This window comes from Thiomicrorhabdus sp. (assembly GCF_041583835.1).
Taxonomy (GTDB): Bacteria; Pseudomonadota; Gammaproteobacteria; order Thiomicrospirales; family Thiomicrospiraceae; genus Thiomicrorhabdus.
Genome location: NZ_JBFHFC010000001.1, coordinates 34138 through 50038, shown reverse-complemented (window position 1 = coordinate 50038; position 15901 = coordinate 34138). Strand labels below are relative to the sequence as shown.

13 protein-coding genes are annotated in these 15901 nt (G+C 46.2%); 4 read left to right on the top strand and 9 right to left on the bottom strand.

Features of this window, described 5'->3' with window-relative positions:
- Window positions 1–263: 263 nt before the first annotated feature.
- The 4 genes from purB (at window position 264) to ABY044_RS00195 (ending at window position 4243) form a co-directional block, all read left to right on the top strand.
- Window positions 264–1664 (top strand): adenylosuccinate lyase, encoded by a 1401-nt coding sequence (purB, locus tag ABY044_RS00210; RefSeq protein WP_373016930.1) that lies wholly within the window; start codon window positions 264–266, stop codon window positions 1662–1664.
- 90 nt (window positions 1665–1754) lie between these two features.
- Entirely contained in the window at window positions 1755–2924 is a 1170-nt protein-coding gene (locus ABY044_RS00205) for a JmjC domain-containing protein (protein ID WP_373016928.1), read from the top strand.
- Between the two features lie 28 nt (window positions 2925–2952).
- Window positions 2953–3750 carry a class D beta-lactamase gene (gene blaOXA / locus ABY044_RS00200; protein WP_373016926.1) on the top strand — a complete coding sequence of 266 codons (798 nt, stop codon included), beginning with the start codon at window positions 2953–2955 and terminating at the stop codon, window positions 3748–3750.
- Between the two features lie 64 nt (window positions 3751–3814).
- Complete coding sequence (locus ABY044_RS00195) at window positions 3815–4243, top strand: DUF1810 domain-containing protein (protein ID WP_373016924.1); 429 nt, start codon at window positions 3815–3817, stop codon at window positions 4241–4243.
- Window positions 4244–4306: 63 nt separating this feature from the next.
- Here the strand turns inward: ABY044_RS00195 and ABY044_RS00190 are convergent, their stop codons facing one another.
- The 9 genes from ABY044_RS00190 to infB all read right to left on the bottom strand — a co-directional run bounded on the left by ABY044_RS00190 (window position 4307) and on the right by infB (window position 15891).
- Complete coding sequence (locus ABY044_RS00190; protein WP_373016922.1) at window positions 4307–4654, bottom strand: 5-carboxymethyl-2-hydroxymuconate Delta-isomerase; 348 nt, start codon at window positions 4652–4654, stop codon at window positions 4307–4309.
- Between the two features lie 126 nt (window positions 4655–4780).
- Window positions 4781–7699 carry an insulinase family protein gene (locus ABY044_RS00185; protein WP_373016920.1) on the bottom strand — a complete coding sequence of 973 codons (2919 nt, stop codon included), beginning with the start codon at window positions 7697–7699 and terminating at the stop codon, window positions 4781–4783.
- A 136-nt stretch (window positions 7700–7835) separates the two neighbouring features.
- Window positions 7836–9926, bottom strand: coding sequence for a polyribonucleotide nucleotidyltransferase (gene pnp, locus ABY044_RS00180; protein ID WP_373016918.1), 2091 nt, complete (start codon window positions 9924–9926; stop codon window positions 7836–7838).
- A gap of 254 nt (window positions 9927–10180) precedes the next feature.
- Window positions 10181–10447, bottom strand: a complete 267-nt coding sequence (gene rpsO / locus ABY044_RS00175) for a 30S ribosomal protein S15 (protein WP_373016916.1) — start codon at window positions 10445–10447, stop codon at window positions 10181–10183.
- A 165-nt stretch (window positions 10448–10612) separates the two neighbouring features.
- Window positions 10613–11104 carry a Crp/Fnr family transcriptional regulator gene (locus tag ABY044_RS00170; protein WP_373016914.1) on the bottom strand — a complete coding sequence of 164 codons (492 nt, stop codon included), beginning with the start codon at window positions 11102–11104 and terminating at the stop codon, window positions 10613–10615.
- Between the two features lie 25 nt (window positions 11105–11129).
- Window positions 11130–11972 (bottom strand): methyltransferase domain-containing protein, encoded by an 843-nt coding sequence (locus ABY044_RS00165; RefSeq protein WP_373016912.1) that lies wholly within the window; start codon window positions 11970–11972, stop codon window positions 11130–11132.
- Window positions 11972–12913 carry a tRNA pseudouridine(55) synthase TruB gene (gene truB, locus ABY044_RS00160; protein ID WP_373016910.1) on the bottom strand — a complete coding sequence of 314 codons (942 nt, stop codon included), beginning with the start codon at window positions 12911–12913 and terminating at the stop codon, window positions 11972–11974. Before truB ends, ABY044_RS00165 begins: the two co-directional genes overlap by 1 nt.
- Window positions 12914–13276, bottom strand: a complete 363-nt coding sequence (rbfA, locus tag ABY044_RS00155) for a 30S ribosome-binding factor RbfA (protein WP_373016908.1) — start codon at window positions 13274–13276, stop codon at window positions 12914–12916.
- Between the two features lie 128 nt (window positions 13277–13404).
- The gene (gene infB, locus ABY044_RS00150) at window positions 13405–15891 is read right to left on the bottom strand and encodes a translation initiation factor IF-2 (protein WP_373016906.1); all 2487 of its coding nucleotides are present in this window, start codon (window positions 15889–15891) and stop codon (window positions 13405–13407) included.
- Between the last annotated feature and the right edge of the window lie 10 nt (window positions 15892–15901).

Genomic DNA, 15901 nt, shown 5'->3' with positions numbered 1-15901 from the left:
ACTTAAAATGAACACAACATGAACACAACATTGAAGAGATAGACCAGACGTTAAAGAAAGCTTGAATCGACCATTTAAAACCGCTTTAACACCCTTAGACAGGAAATGGTTTTAACTCGGAAACTCCCACTATTTTTAGAAATCCAAACCATAAAATACGCCATTATTTTTTAGATATATAAGCGTTTTCTCCTTCTCCGCAAAAAGGTGGATTTTTGCGATATAATACCGCGCATAAAAATATTGATAAGGAACTTAGGATAATGCAACTTTCAGAATTGACCGCAATTTCTCCTGTTGATGGCCGTTACGGGTCACGTTTGGACAATCTAAAAGAGGTTTTCAGCGAATACGGCTTAATCAAAAACCGCGTTAAAGTGGAAGTATTTTGGTTACGTATGCTGGCTAACCACCCTGGTATTCCTGAAGTTCCACCGCTAAGTGCCGAAGCGGAAAGCCACTTAATCAAATTGGTGGACGAATTCACTCTAGAAATGGCGCAGCGCGTTAAAGAGATCGAACGCACCACTAACCATGACGTTAAAGCGGTTGAGTATCTAATCAAAGAACAATTCGGCGACAATGCCGAACTGAACGCAATCAGCGAATTCGTACACTTTGCCTGTACTTCCGAGGACATCAACAACCTGTCTTATGCGTTGATGCTGAAAGACGCCCGTCAGGACATCATCATTCCTGAAATGGACAAACTGATCTCCCGAATCGTAGAGATGGCTGAAGAAATGGCAGACATCCCAATGATGTCACGTACTCATGGTCAACCAGCCTCTCCGACAACAGCCGGTAAAGAATGGGCTAACGTCGCCTACCGTCTGCAACGTCAAGCCAAGCAGCTGATGAACGTTCAGATCATGGGTAAGATCAACGGCGCGACCGGTAACTACAACGCTCACCTTGCGGCCTACCCTCAAGTCAACTGGTATGAACTGTCGGAACAGTTCGTTCAAAGCTTAGGTTTGGCATGGAACCCGTACACCATTCAGATCGAACCGCACGACTACATTGCCGAATACTTCCACGTAATGCAGCGTTTCAACACCATTCTGATCGATTTCGACCGTGACGTTTGGAGTTACATCTCAATCGGTTTCTTCAAGCAAAAAACCGTTGCAGGTGAAATCGGCTCTTCGGCAATGCCGCACAAAGTTAACCCGATCGACTTCGAAAACTCCGAAGGTAACTTGGGTATCGCCAATGCGATCTTCGATCACCTGGGTCAGAAATTACCGATTTCTCGCTGGCAGCGTGACCTGACCGACTCAACCGTTCTACGTAACTTGGGTGTCGGTGTTGCACACACTATGATTTCCCTACAAGCAACCATGAAAGGTTTAAGCAAATTGGAAGTCAATGCAGAAGCAATGGCACAAGATTTGGATAGCAACTGGGAAGTATTAGCGGAAGCGATTCAAACCGTCATGCGTCGTTATGGCTTCGAAAAGCCATACGAAAGACTAAAAGACCTGACTCGCGGTCAACGTGTCAACAAAGAGATCATGCAGAACTTTGTCGACGGCCTGGAAGGTCTTCCGGCAGAAGCGAAAGAATATCTACGCAACCTGACGCCGGCGACTTACATCGGTAACGCGGCTCAGCAAGCGGCGAACATCGAATTGGCGATCACCATGCTAAAAGGTCGATAAGCCAACCGCTTTTCGAACGCATTCAAAACCCACCAGGCCTGGTGGGTTTTTTTATTACTGAAACAAAACAATTTCATTAGGAATCGCATCATGATTCAGTTTCAAGACATTGATTTAAATACTTTTCTATCCGAATACTGGCAAAGAAAACCGTTAGTGATCCGTAATGCCCTGCCCGGTTTCGAATCTCCGGTTTCCGCCGAGGAATTGGCCGGCCTGTCGTTGGAAGAAGAAGTCGAAAGCCGCATTGTCATTCAGCACGGCGAACAGGATTATCAACTCTTGAAAGGCCCGTTCGACGAATCGACCTATGCCGAATTGCCGGAACAGAACTGGACCCTGTTGATTCAAGGGATGGATCGTTTGATTCCTGATGTCACCGACGTACTCAATGATTTCGACTTCCTGCCGCGCTGGCGCATCGACGACATCATGATCAGCTACGCCACCACCGGCGGCAACGTCGGCCCACACTTCGACCACTACGACGTATTCCTGCTGCAAGCGGCCGGAAAACGCCGTTGGCAACTGACCGCACAAGACTGTTCCGAAGACAACTACATCCAAGGCGTAGACCTGCGTTTGATGAAGACGTTTAAGGTCGAAGAAGATTACGTGTTTGAAGCCGGTGACATCCTTTATCTTCCACCCAAATGGGGACATCACGGCATTGCGCTGGACGACGAATGTATGACCTATTCCGTCGGCTACCGTACTTACCGCGGCCAGGAACTTTGGGACAGCTTCGGCGACCACCTTTCGGAGATGGGCGCTTTCAAAGACCTGTACATCGACCCGCAATGGCAAGAAAACCTGAAACCGGGCGAAGTGACCGATGCCGCAGTCGATCAGGCTCAGGTACTATTACAGTCCATCCTGCAAGACCGAGCGCTGCTCAAGACCTGGTTCGGCCGTTTTGCCACCCAATTAGATCAAGTAGCTGCACAACAGTTGCCGGAACCCCTAACCGAAGAGGAAACGCCGTCTATCGAAGACTTCGCAGGGGCCCTGATGATCGAGAACGGCCTCATCAAAGACCCGGTCTGCCGCTTCGCCTATACGGAAACCGATGAGACGCCGGTGCTTTACATCAATGGTGCCATCTGGAATGACTTCGGCGCCCAGCCGGACTTCCTCCGCAAGCTTGCCAACCAATCTTTCCTGACACAGGAAGACTTAAGTAAGATGGCATCGAACCAAGGCAATCTAGAACTGTTGTTTGATCTTTGGAAACTGCAATATTTGGTGTTTATTGAATAATACTTTTAAATAAAAGGAGGTTACTCTGATGTTGAAACGTCTGTTGTCATTATTCATTGCGTTCCACGCCTCCTTTGCTTTTGCCCAGAATCCGGTTGAAGATCGAGGTCTGTCTTCCTTATTCACCGAACAAGGCTTGAACGGCACAATAGTACTTTCATCCCTTAAAACCCAACAAACCTATGTTCATAACCTCCAAAGAGCCGATAAGCACTTTACGACGGCCTCTACCTTCAAAATTGCCAACACCCTGATCGCACTCGAAGAAAATGTGGTAACGGATCAAAACACGCCATTCAAATGGAACGGCCACCATTATGAAATCGGCTCTTGGAATCAAGATCAAACACTTAAAAGCGCATTTCAAGTCTCCTGCGTCTGGTGCTATCAAATCATCGCTGAACGAGTAGGTATGCCAACCTACCGGCATTACTTTAAAACCATGAATTACGGCAAGTTAAAAGACGGATTGCTGGACACTACCCGCTTCTGGTTAGACAGTTCTTTAACCATAAGCGCCAACGAACAGATCGACTTTCTAAAACAGGTCTACGACCGCACTTTCCCATTCAAGGATTCAAGCTACGATACCTTAAACGCAATCATGCAGGTTGAACGAACGCCGGATCATACTATTTACGCCAAAACCGGCTGGGCGACAAACGCACATCCCAATATCGGATGGTATGTCGGCTGGGTGGAAACGAAAGAAGATACTTGGTTTTTTGCATTGAATCTTGATATTGAAAAGATGGATAAACTTTCGTTGAGAAAGGATATTCTTAGAAAAGCGTTATTTTTAAAACAAATTTACCCAAAGCAGTAAACTAGAATTCATATAAAAAACCGAGCAATGCTGCTCGTACCTCAAATTTAGCCAGGAAAGCTTTATGGACAATTTTAGGCTAGAACGCTTCATCAAAGCCCAACAAGACACCTACGCAACGGCGCTTGCCGAATTACAGGCGGGACGTAAGCGTTCGCACTGGATGTGGTTTGTGTTTCCGCAGATTGACGGTTTGGGGCACAGCGAAACCACGATTTTTTATTCGATTAAAAGCCTGGACGAAGCCAAGGCCTATTTAGACCACCCTATCCTGGGTGCACGTTTAATTGAATGTACCCAAGCAGTTATGGCGGTTGAAGGTTCCACTCTGCTGGAGATTTTCGGCAAGCCGGACAATAAAAAATTCTGTGCCTGTATGACGTTATTTAGAGTAGTAGCGGAAGATAAAAGACTGTTTGAAGCGGCTATCGAGAAATACTGCGGCGGCCAACCAAACGAAAAGACATTGGCGGTTCTTGAAACCCTCACTTAATTCCGTTTAAAGACCGTCACCGTTCTTTAGAATTAAAATCGTCCGTAGAAGAATGCGAATCCTTTATAGAGTTAAGACCGCCTTGGCATATGTGGTCTTATCCATATCAGCGACTTCTGCCGTGATTACTACGGACTGACTGAACAAATCTTTTAATCCGTCGACAATACTCTGAGTAAGTCGTTGCTTTTGCAATGTGGTCTTACCTGCATGAATGCGACATTGGATATGTATAAAACCGGAATCCGTCAAACCGAGTTTATAATGCTGCACCGGATGAGATCTGACTTTTATGTTTTCCTCATCAAACAACATCGTGGACTTTACGACATCAAACACCTTTGAAATCATAGCGTTGATCTCGCTTTCCGAGACGTTATCTTGACTGTATTCGATGATGATATGCGGCATAGAATGACTAACTTATTGCTGGTTAAAACTATCTGATTCAGTCATAAAACCGAACAGGCCTGCTTAAAATACAAATCGAAAATAGTGACTCCGTTACAAGAGCCACTCAGTTTTTTACCGGTCTAGTTAAAGGGTAAATACTTCAAAACCGTTATCAGTCACAATCTCTTTCATTCCGCTATGGGTCAACACGGCAGACGAAGATTTTTCAGGATGCAAATAACGTTCGGCGACTTCTCTCAACTCTTCGACCGTTGCCGAAATGACACCTTCACGATACGCCATACGCACATCGTGAGTTCGACCATATAAGCTTTGATAGAACGCTTTCTTGGCTTCACCGGCCGGAGAGCCTGGCTTATCCATCGCACTGATGACGTTCAAGATCGCTTCGTCGACTTTGGCTTGAGTCATCTCGGCACTCATCAACCAATCCTTGGCTTTGGCAAAATCACCGTAGGTTTCCATCAAACGCGGATCGCGGTACGAATAGAATACAAACGCCGCCGCTTCGGCGTTAAATGTCGCTCCACCGCCATAAGCACCGCCTTTCTCGCGAATTGCCGAATGCAGGAAGCCGTTACGTAAACAAGCACCTAATACCGCCAGTTTCGGTGCATCTTCGTGATCTGCCAATACGGCCGGGAAAGCTTGGGCACAGAAATTAACTTGCGTACTGGTAACCCAAGCTTGTTTAATCGACTGTCTCGAAGTCTCGAGCTTGAATTTCGAATCGGATTTCGGATCGGCCACCATGTTCGTCCATTGATTCTGCATACCGGCAATCGCCTGTGATTTACCGGCTTCGTCAACGACCAACAAAGCTTGTTTGGGCGCGGCCTGCAATTTGGCCTGAATAGCCTGCATCTGCTCGGCAAAGGCTTCAAGCTCACCGTCGCCTTTCAGTTTTTCATGAATTTGTTTAATAAACTGAATACCGGCAAAACCGCTACGATCAAATTTCCACTTTGCCATCGGCGTAAAGTTTTGCGTTGCCGCCATCATCGCCAAGCCGTGACCGTTTCCGGTAATACCATGATCGACACTGGCACGAACCTGGCCGACCAAGTCCTTGATACGCGCTAATTCGTCAAAACGCGCCATATACAACGTATCTTCAATCAAACCGGCTAACTCTTGCTGGTTACGATTTAAGGCCTTAGACGACAGAATATAGTGGCTATGACAATCGTCCGGCTGACCGATTTTAGAATGAATCGCCGAACGCGCCGAAATACCGCCGGAAACCGCCGCTTGATGTTCCTGGGTTTCGATGTAACTGCGCCCTGCACTTCCGACTTCGGTGATACAAGTATTAAACAAAGGCAAAATCGCTTTTTCGTTGTCGGACAGCTCCGGCATATCGATCAATACCTGCTCGTACACCAATCCGTTGGTTCCGCACTCGTAAGCCGCCAACGGCAATTTGCCGATTGAGAGTGCTTCTCCGGTCATAGTCTTGATATCAGCCGGAATATCCTCTTTCGTCACTTCTGGCAGAATGTCGGCATCGTCGATCTGTTCTTGACGCGCTTCCAAGGCAAATGCCTGGTCGATAATCGCCTGCTTTTCTTCATCAGACAAACCGGCCTGAATTTGTGCCAACTTGGCTTTTTCAATCTCTTCTTCGCGTTTAGCCAGTTCGGTATCCGGCTGCAAGCATAGACGAACGCGGTGCGGATTATCCAACAACCAAGATTTGACCAGACCCGGAATGAATTGAGGGTCTTTGATCTCTTCTTCAAGTTCTTTCAAAGCTTCGTCGACATCCAACAAAGCGATCGGATCACCGTCGTGCAAAGCACCCGGCAAGGCATGAAGAATCAACTGTAAGCCGTATGGATAGCTGTCGCCACCGACTTCACGTTGCGACAACTCCAACTGGTGCAACATCGCTTCCAGTTGATTCTGATCGATTCCCTCATCGGCAATACGTTGCAGTTCGTTTAAAATCAATTCCTGAACCGCTTCGGCATTTTCGGATTCCGAGCCTTGAACTCCTACGGCAAACACCATCTCTTTATTGGATTCTTCCAAACCGCACAAAGGCGAAGGCGCGCTAGCCAATTCGGTCTCTTCCAACACTTTGCGCAACGGTGATGCACTGTTATCCAATAACACCGAAGTTAATAGATGACCTTTCAACACCTCTTTAGGGTCTTTGTTCTCGCCAAGCAACCAACCTAGAACAATATGTGTTTTATTGCTGGTATCTTCTTCATCCAATGCATAAACACCGTCCACAAATTGAGGTTCCGAAAAACGTTCCTCCAAACCAACGTGAATCTGCGGAACCGGCGAGTCGAAACGCTTAAGCCCCAATTCTTCAAACTGTGTCTGATGTTCGATTGCCGAAATATCGCCGTATGTCATAAACACCGAATTGGACGGATGATAATGCGCCTTATGAAAATCAACCAATTGCTGATAACTCAAATTCGGAATATCGGTCGGTTCGCCGCCGCTGTTATAGTGATAGGTATTAGTCGGGTACAACGCTTCCGTCATACTTTGCCACAAACGCGAAACGGGCGAACTCATCGCCCCTTTCATTTCATTGAATACCACCCCTTTATAAGTCAATGGCGAGGATGAATCATCCATGGTTTCAAATTCGAAACGATGCCCTTCCTGGGCAAAATCCAATGGATCGATATTCGGGAAAAACACGGCATCCATATAGACTTGCAACAAGTTCTGAAAATCTTTACGGTTTTCGGTCGCGAACGGATAAGCGGTCCAGTCACTTGATGTAAAGGCGTTCATAAACGTGTTTAAAGAGCGGCGGATCATCATAAAGAACGGATCGCGAACCGGGTATTTTTCACTCCCGCACAATACGGTATGTTCCAGAATATGCGCGACCCCGGTGGAATCCATCGGGACGGTGCGTAATGTGACTAAAAATACATTCTGAGGGTCATCGGCCGCTAAATGGTAATGGGTGGCACCGGTTACCTTATGCCGATAATGTTCGACGGTTAAATTTAAGGTGTCGATCTTGTGCTGACCTAAAAACTCAAATGCAGGATGCGATTTAGACATAGATAGTTCCAAAATATATTTTTAGTAGAATTCGAATGAGTCATTTATAGGGCTTACTTAGCCATAACTCAAGTGATAAAAAGGGCCATTTGAAATGGCCCTTTTAAATCAAACACTTGTAACGCAAAAAGCGTTATCAGGCATCTGCGTCTTTCATAGAAAGCTTAACGCGTCCTTGCTTGTCGATATCAGTCAACTTCACACGGATTTCCTGACCCTCTTTCAGGTAGTCTTCAACGTTCTCGACACGCTCTTCAGCGATTTGAGAAACGTGAACAAGACCTTCACGACCCGGCATATAAGCCACGAACGCACCGAAGTCGACAATTTTCTTAACGACCGCATCGTAAGTTTTACCGATTTCAGGCTCAGCCGTGATTTCAGCGATACGTGCTTTAGCAAGGTTTGCAGACTCTTCATCGGAAGAAGCGATTTTAACGTTACCGTCGTCATCGATCTCGATTGTACAACCGGTCTCTTCCGTCAACGCACGAATAGTCGAACCACCTTTACCGATGATTTCACGTACTTTCTCAGGTTTCACTTTTACCATGAAGAAACGAGGCGCCGTACCGGCTACATCGGTATTTGACGAACTGATCGCTTTCGCCATTTCGCCAAGAATGTGCAAACGTCCTTCCTTAGCTTGATCCAATGCGATCGTCATGATCTCTTCGGTGATACCGTTGATCTTGATATCCATCTGCAATGCAGTGATACCTTGGTCGGTACCGGCCACTTTAAAGTCCATGTCACCCAGGTGATCTTCGTCACCCAAGATATCCGAAAGAACGGCAAAACCGCTCTCTTCTTTGATAAGACCCATTGCGATACCGGCAATCGGCGCTGCAATCGGCACACCGGCGTGCATCAAGGACATTGACGTACCACAGACCGACGCCATTGAGCTTGAACCGTTCGACTCGGTGATTTCAGAAACAACACGGATGGTATAAGGGAATTCTTCCGCCGTCGGCAACAAAGCCGCTACACCGCGACGCGCCAACATTCCGTGACCGATTTCACGACGTCCAGGGCTACCGACACGACCACACTCACCGACCGAAAACGGAGGGAAGTTATAATGCAGCATGAAACGGTCACTGTAAGAACCGGTTAAGTCGTCGACCATCTTAGCGTCTTTTTCAGTACCAAGCGTCGTGACCACCAAAGCCTGAGTCTCACCACGGGTAAACAAAGCAGAACCGTGAACCTGAGGCAATACACCTACTTTACAGTCGATATTACGGACGGTTTTACCGTCACGACCGTCAATACGTGGTTCACCGGCGATGATACGACCGCGAACGATGTCTTTTTGCAACTTACCGAACATGCCTTCGATGTCTTTTTCATCAAAACCTTCCGGGTTTTGTTCAGACACGGCTAATGCTTCAATCGCTTTTGATTTAGCGGCATCCAAAGCACTGTAACGATCCATTTTATCTGAAATCAAATACGCGGCTTCAACGTCGCTACGAATCAAATCGAATACCGCTGTTTTTAATGCTGTATTCTCTTCAGACGGCTGCCAATCCCAAGTCGGCTTACCGGCTTCTTGAGCGAATTCTTCAATAGCGGTAATCGCTGTTTGCATCTGCTGATGACCAAACATAACCGCGCCCAACATGACTTCTTCAGACAACTCGGCCGCTTCCGACTCAACCATCAATACGGCGTCTTTAGTACCGGCGACACTCAATTCCAAATCGGAATCTTGAAGTTCTTCGGAACTAGGGTTTAACAGATATTCTTCATTACTGTAACCAACAATCGCCGCACCGATCGGACCATTAAACGGAATACCCGAAATCGCTAGTGCAGCCGATGTACCCAACATGGCAGGAACTTCTGTTCCCACTGTCGGATCCAATGCGATCACGGTCGCAATGATCTGCACTTCATTCAAGAAACCTTTAGGAAATAGAGGGCGAATTGGACGGTCGATCAAACGCGAGGTCAACGTCTCTTTTTCAGAAGGACGGCCTTCTCGCTTCAAGAAACCGCCGGGAATACGGCCGGCCGCGTAAGACTTTTCTTGATAGTTAACGGTTAACGGGAAAAAATCCTGTCCTTCTTTAGCAGACTTGGCAGCGACGACCGTTACCAATACACGGGTATCTCCCATGCCGATAATTACCGCACCGTCAGCTTGACGTGCAACTTCTCCAGTCTCTAAAGAAACTTGATGCTTTCCATATTGAAAGGTTTTGGTGATTTTAGCCATACAGCATCATCCTCATGATAAAAACAGATCTGCATCTCGGCTGAAACCTGAATCCCTAAACATAAAATGATTTTAACGCTTAGGGATCCAGGCTCTTGGTTTACAGCCCATACAGAATAAATACGATAAAAAAACGAATATTAAAACCCGTTCATTCTACCTCTTATTCAGAGCCAAACCAGCTGTTTTTTTATAATTTTTTGGCAAAAAAAAACCCTGCAAAGCAGGGTTTTTTTAGTCTTCAAACGAGTCGATTACTTACGTAAACCTAGACGCTTGATGATGCTTAGATATCTTTCACCATCTTTCTTGTGAATGTAATCTAGAAGCTTACGACGACGGCTTACCAAACGTAATAAACCAGTACGAGAATGGTTGTCTTGTTTGTGCTCTTTGAAGTGCTCAGTTAGGTACTTGATACGGTGAGTTAGAAGTGCGATTTGTACTTCCGGTGAACCTGTATCACCTTCTGATGTAGCGTATTCTGCAACGATTTTTGCTTTAACTTCTGCGTTAAACATTACTTTTTTCTCCATAGGATCGGTTTTAATTAAAAATCAACTTCCACAACCGATGATAGAAGCTGAACTCGAGTATTTTACGGATTTACCGGTAACATTCAACAATAATTTGCACTTTACACAAAAAATCAAAGACTTAATCTAAAAAATCCGCAATGTAATAAATTAACGCTTTCCGAAACCGTGAACGTAATTTTCCAAGGCATTGATGTCATCGCCCATGTGGCGAATCAACGTATCCAAACTAACGATCGCGTTTTCAAGGATATTTACCGCAATATAAGGCTCTTCGACTTTTAAGCGGTCGTACATAGGGCGTGTCAGGATCAATAACTTGACGCCCTTCTTACATGCAGACATTTTCAGGTTACGCGGCTTACGGTCAAAGAAAGACATCTCACCGATCAGGCTTCCTTCACCCTGCTTACCGACTTCCGCTGCTTCGGACCCTGTACCGCTGATGAACTGAACCTTACCTTCGATCACAAAACCTAGGGAATCACCCACTTCACCCGTATCCGAAATAATGTCACCACCTTCATAATTCTTTTCTTGTAAAAAGGTGATCAACTTTTCGACGTCATCGCGAGTCAACGACTCACAAATCAAGTGGCTCTGGAAAAAGTTGAATAATTCTTTGGCTGTCATACTTATCATAAGGTCTCCACAATCTATATCAAATCTAGACGGCCGTCCGTGGGTTTTGCGCAATAAAAGAAGCGACCGGACGCCCGTCGGGCAATGTGTCTATTTTATCAACAATCACCGAAAAATCCGCAAAAACTTGCTCTAGCTCGCCCGGTTTTAAAAGGAAGTTAGGGTTTTTAGGTGAACCGAACGCTTCTGCACCTTCGGCAAACGTTTGGAATACAATCCAGCCGCCGGGCTTGACCAACGACTTTATTTGCGGAAACAAGTCACGATTCAAGAAACGTATAATTACAACTAAATCAACGGGTTCAGCAGGCAAACAACCGTCTTTTTTTAAATCGCAACATTTCCATTTAACGGCCGCACCCGAACGATTTGCCAATTGCTTAGCACGCTTAATGACACGGTTTTCCTGATCAATTCCGGTTACCTGCCAGCCTTGCTTAGCCAAAAAAACGGCATCACGTCCTCCGCCGCAACCTAAATCAACCGCCGTCGGCCTAAGACTCTTAACGTCCAGATCGATCATGTCGGTAAATTCTTGAAGCAAGCTACTTGGCGACCATAACCGTTTTGACTGCGCTCCGCTCACCCAAGCATCCGGCAACTCATCCTGCCAACGTTGCAAATCCGCTTCATCGTTTACAACCAGGGAACCCATAACTTGATAGTCTTTGCCGTGCAAAAAAATGGAAATTTCTTCAATCGCCCCTTCGTGACCAATCAAAAAAAACTGGGCCGGTGAAGCCGGCAACTCATTCAGCAATTCAGGTAAATCCTGCCAAGCCATCCAAGTGGAATCTTTGATATGTGACGTCTTGAATTCTTCAAAGCTGCGCAGATCCAAAATGCCGTCGGCTTTATCAAACAACATTAATTCAATTCCTTTGGATTTTCGCCGTTAGCCGTCGTTTGCGATTCAAGATTGAATACACGTTTCGGCTTGAGAAGGTTTTTATCGGCCTGCCACTCTCCAACGGCAAAAAACACGCCCTGATCGTCGTAAAACCGTACTAACTGAGTTTGCGGCTGTTCTAAATCCAATTTTTGACCGTGTTTGATTAAATCCGTTTGTTCGGCATTCAAATCAATACGCTGAAGATGCGCCAAAGCGATATCCAACGGTTGCAAACAGGCGTGTTTTTGCTGCTCGATCTCTTCAAGGGTTAACATATCGTCACCCGACAAACTGCCGGTCTTTGTACGGTGCAAAGCGGTTAAATGTCCGACCGTTCCTAACGCTTTGGCAATATCTTCACCCAAAGTACGTACATAAGTACCTTTGGAACACAACACATCAAAGACAAGCTGGTCGTCGCTAAAGCTAACGAGATTAAGTTCTCTAATCGTAATAGGACGAGTAGGACGATCGATTTCAATGCCCTTGCGAGCATAATAATAAAGCGGCTTGCCCTGGTGCTTCAACGCGGAATACATCGGCGGAAGCTGTTCGATATCTCCACGGAATTTTTCCAAAACCGCTTCAATCGATTCGACGCTCATTTCAGGCACCGGAAGGGTTTTGATAATTTCGCCTTCGGTATCGCCCGTATCGCTTTGCTCGCCCAATTTCAAAGTAGCGGTATAACGTTTGTCGGAATCAAGCAATAGACCGGAAACTTTGGTCGCTTCACCTAAACAGATCGGCAACAGACCGGTTGCAAATGGATCTAAAGCTCCGGTATGACCACCTTTTTTAGCGTTAAAGACTCTCATGACCTGTTGCAGGATGCCGTTTGAAGAAACGCCTGCGGGCTTATTCAACAATACAATACCGTTGATATTCTCTCTTGGAGGACGTCTGTATTGAGTCATTTACTTATTCAACGCCCTATTGATCAAATCTTCGATATAAGCGGCATGTTCCGGTGCAGAGTCATAATAAAAACGCAAGTTAGGCACAATACGCAATTTCAAACGGCTCCCCAACTCGGTTCTTAAAAAGCCTTTTGCTTTTTCAAGCGCCTGAAGTACATCGGCGACTTCCGGATCGGATTCATTATGGCCGATTAATGCAAAATGCACCTTTGCATGACTCAAGTCTTTGGACACCTTGCAGTCGGTCAAATTGATTTTTTGAAAACGCGGGTCTTTAGCTTCTCTTAATAGCAATTCGGCCAGTGTTTTCTTGATTTCTTGTGCAACCCTGGTTGGGCGGCTGAAGTTTTGTTGATTCATATTTGTGAATTCTCATAAAGCGAAAATGCCCCATCAGGAGCATTTTCGTAATTCGTGTTACAGCAGAGCTTGCCGATCTGCTGATTTTTTAACACTCTTTTAGTACGGTTCAATCGATTATTAGACGATTAATCTAGAGTACGCTTAACTTCAACGCGCTCGTAACATTCGATTTGGTCACCGACTCTAACGTCATTGTAGTCCTTAACGCCGATACCACACTCGATCCCTTTCTGGACTTCCTGCACATCGTCTTTAAAGCGACGTAGCGACTCAAGGACACCTTGGTAGATAACCACGTTATCGCGTAGAACGCGGATCGGGTTGTTACGCTTAACGACACCTTCGGTAATCATACAACCGGCAATCAGACCGATCTTCGGCGCTTTAAACACGTCACGAACATCCGCCACACCGACGATATCTTCTCTGAAGTCAGGAGCCATCTTACCTTCAATCGCACGTTTAACGTCATCGACGATTTCATAGATAACGCTGTAATACTTCAAGCCGATACCTTCACTGTCGATCAAACGCTTGGCCGTTGCATCCGCACGCACGTTGAAACCGACAATCAATGCATCCGAAGCGATCGCCAAGTTCGCATCCGTCTCGGAGATACCACCTACACCGCTTGATACGATAGTTACTTTAACTTCGTCGGTAGACAATTTAGTTAGCGCGTCGGCAATCGCTTCAATAGAACCTTGTACATCCGCTTTCAATACCACGTTGATGTACTGCATATCCCCTTCGGCCATCTTATTGAACATATTGTCCAACTTGGCTTTCTGTTGACGTGCAATCTTAAGTTCCTTGAACTTACCTTGACGGAAAGTAGCCGCTTCACGCGCTTTACGCTCGCTTTCAACGGTAATCATCTCGTCACCAGCAACCGGCACGCCGGAAAGACCCAGGATCTCAACCGGAATGGAAGGACCTGCAGAATCAACCATCTCACCGGAATCGCTAACCAATGCACGAACGCGACCGTATTCCATACCGCACAGTGCAATGTCACCCTTCTTCAAAGTACCGGATTGAACCAATACCGTAGCAACCGGACCGCGTCCTTTATCAAGACGGGATTCGATAACAACACCTTTAGCGTGACCTTCCGTCGGCGCTTCAAGCTCCAACATTTCGGATTCAAGCGAGATCGCATCCAATAGATCGTCGATCCCCATTCCCGTTTTAGCGGAAACCGGAACAAACTGAACACTACCACCCCATGATTCAGGAATGACTTCTTCGGCAACCATTTCCTGCATAACACGGTCGGCATTAGCCGCTTCTTTATCCATCTTGTTGACGGCAACTACAATGCCGACACCGGAAGCTTTCGCGTGTTGAATCGCTTCTTTGGTCTGAGGCATAACACCATCATCCGCAGCGACCACGATAACGACAACGTCGGTTACCTTGGCACCACGAGCACGCATCGCCGTAAAGGCCGCGTGACCAGGAGTATCGATGAAGGTAACCCCACCTTTATCGGTATCTACATGATAAGCACCGATATGCTGAGTGATCCCGCCGGCTTCACCGTGAGCGACTTTCGCCTTACGGATATAGTCAAGCAAAGAGGTTTTACCGTGGTCAACGTGACCCATAATAGTAACAACCGGCGAACGGTGAACCGTTTCACCGTGATATTCCTGGCTTGTCACTTCGTCTTCAATCGTCACTTCGTTGAATGCGACCGGCTTATGCCCCATCTCTTCAACGATCAACATAGCCGTTTCCTGATCAAGTACTTGGTTAATGGTAGCCATCGTTCCCAAGTTCATCATCATAAACTTAATAACTTCACCGGCTTTAACCGACATTTGATCCGCTAATTCAGACAGTTTGATACTTTCAGGAATCTTAACTTCTTTGATGACCGGCGCAGTCGGCTTCTGGAAAGCATGCTCGTTTTGTTGCGGCTTCTGACGCTCAGGCTGCTGTCCTTTACGCTTTTTCAAGCGACGCAAATTATCTTCACCGATTGATGATTTCTTCTCTTTCAGCGCTTTCTTGTTACCTTTAGGCTCTTCTTTCTCAACTTCTTGATGACGAGATTTCTTGCCTTTTTTTGCAACTTTAGAGTGATCTTCTTTCTCAGGAGGAGGCGCGACGACTTCAATCACATCCTCAACTTCCGGCGTTTCAGCAACCGGTTCAGAAGTGGTTGAAACCACTTCTTGTGATGTGCCGATCTCTTCTGTTGAAGTTGTTTCCACCACCGCATCTTGTTCTTGCGCTACTTCTTCAACTGCAAGCACTTCTTCAACCAATTCGTTATCCTGGTTCTCTTCCGCTTGCTCTAGTTCAGGCTTCTTAACGTAAGTACGCTTCTTGCGCACTTCCACGTTAACGGTACGTTTACCGGTACCCGAACCGGACGAAAGATTTAAAGTCTGCTTGCGACGTAACGTAACTTTTTTAGGCGCTTCGTCACTCGACTCGCCATGCAAGCTTTTCAAATACGCCAATAAAGTGCGTTTTTCATCGTCAGAAATGTTATCTTCCGCACTTTTACCTTTCACGCCGGACGCTTCCAGCTGTGAAAGTAATTTTTCTACAGAAAGGTTGAGTGTTTCCGAAAACTGTTTTATCGATACTTCTGCCATTGAAACTCTC

Bases quoted from the DNA above. Each gene is read 5' to 3' on its own strand.
- ABY044_RS00190 (WP_373016922.1), bottom strand. From the start codon at position 4,654: ATGCCGCATATCATCATCGAATACAGTCAAGATAACGTCTCGGAAAGC.
- ABY044_RS00195 (WP_373016924.1), top strand. From the start codon at position 3,815: ATGGACAATTTTAGGCTAGAACGCTTCATCAAAGCCCAACAAGACACC.
- infB (WP_373016906.1), bottom strand. From the start codon at position 15,891: ATGGCAGAAGTATCGATAAAACAGTTTTCGGAAACACTCAACCTTTCT.
- ABY044_RS00185 (WP_373016920.1), bottom strand. From the start codon at position 7,699: ATGTCTAAATCGCATCCTGCATTTGAGTTTTTAGGTCAGCACAAGATC.
- ABY044_RS00170 (WP_373016914.1), bottom strand. From the start codon at position 11,104: ATGATAAGTATGACAGCCAAAGAATTATTCAACTTTTTCCAGAGCCAC.
- ABY044_RS00165 (WP_373016912.1), bottom strand. From the start codon at position 11,972: ATGTTGTTTGATAAAGCCGACGGCATTTTGGATCTGCGCAGCTTTGAA.
- blaOXA (WP_373016926.1), top strand. From the start codon at position 2,953: ATGTTGAAACGTCTGTTGTCATTATTCATTGCGTTCCACGCCTCCTTT.
- rbfA (WP_373016908.1), bottom strand. From the start codon at position 13,276: ATGAATCAACAAAACTTCAGCCGCCCAACCAGGGTTGCACAAGAAATC.
- ABY044_RS00205 (WP_373016928.1), top strand. From the start codon at position 1,755: ATGATTCAGTTTCAAGACATTGATTTAAATACTTTTCTATCCGAATAC.
- pnp (WP_373016918.1), bottom strand. From the start codon at position 9,926: ATGGCTAAAATCACCAAAACCTTTCAATATGGAAAGCATCAAGTTTCT.
- truB (WP_373016910.1), bottom strand. From the start codon at position 12,913: ATGACTCAATACAGACGTCCTCCAAGAGAGAATATCAACGGTATTGTA.
- purB (WP_373016930.1), top strand. From the start codon at position 264: ATGCAACTTTCAGAATTGACCGCAATTTCTCCTGTTGATGGCCGTTAC.
- rpsO (WP_373016916.1), bottom strand. From the start codon at position 10,447: ATGTTTAACGCAGAAGTTAAAGCAAAAATCGTTGCAGAATACGCTACA.